The 795-nt window shown below is 66.8% G+C and carries 1 protein-coding gene; it reads right to left on the reverse strand.

Going from position 1 to position 795, the window contains the following annotated elements; translation table 11 throughout:
• Window positions 1-795: cytochrome P450 (locus WA788_RS35430; protein WP_335984601.1), on the reverse strand; the 795-nt coding region annotated here is incomplete at both ends.

Here is a 795-nt window from a genome sequence, read left to right on the forward strand (position 1 = left end):
CGACGAGCCGATCGACTTGGACGTCGTGCCGATCCCCGCCGCGAAGAGCAGCAGCATCATGCTGATGATGTGGGTCGGTTCGAGCTTGCGGCCGTGGAGCTCCATGTTGAGGAGGTACGTGATGAGGTCCTCACGCGGGTTCTTGACGTGCTCCTTGATCTCCGCGAGCAGGAAGACGAACATCTTGCTCAGCTGTTCGACGTGGTCGTCCCGCGAGCCTTGGGTGTCCTCGCGGTTCATGTTGGCGATGAGCTCGCGGAACTGCTTCCGGTCCCCCTGCGGGATGCCGAGCAGGTCACCGATGACCTGCTCGGGGATCCGCTGCGCGTAGTCCTCGGCCCCGTCTACGACCTCCCGCCCCGTGAAGCCGTCGATGAGGGAGTGGCAGTACGCCCTCGTGGTCGACTCGAGCTTGGCGACCGCGGTCTTGGTGAACGCCGGCAGCAGCAGCTTGCGCGCGCCGTGGTGGAAGGGCGGGTCGGAGGTGATGGGCGGGAGTTCACCGATCGGCGCCAGGTCCCGCGGCGGCCTGAAGTTGGTGACGTTCACCGACCGCGAGGAGAAGCGGTCGGTGTCGTGGGCGATCGCCGCGATGTCCTCGTACAGGGTGGGCACCCACGCGCCGCCGAACCGTTCGGTGTGCGCGATCGGGCACCTTTGCCGCAGGTCGTCCATGATCGGGAAGGGGTCCTCGGACCACCGCGGGTCCAGGTGCGAGAAGTCCGTCGCCCAATCGGTGACCGGGCCGGAGATGATCTCGCTGCGGATGGTGTGGTAACGCTCCCGGTCCGGGTC

It is taken from the genome of Streptomyces sp. CA2R106, from assembly GCF_037034245.1.
Taxonomy (GTDB): Bacteria; Actinomycetota; Actinomycetes; order Streptomycetales; family Streptomycetaceae; genus Actinacidiphila.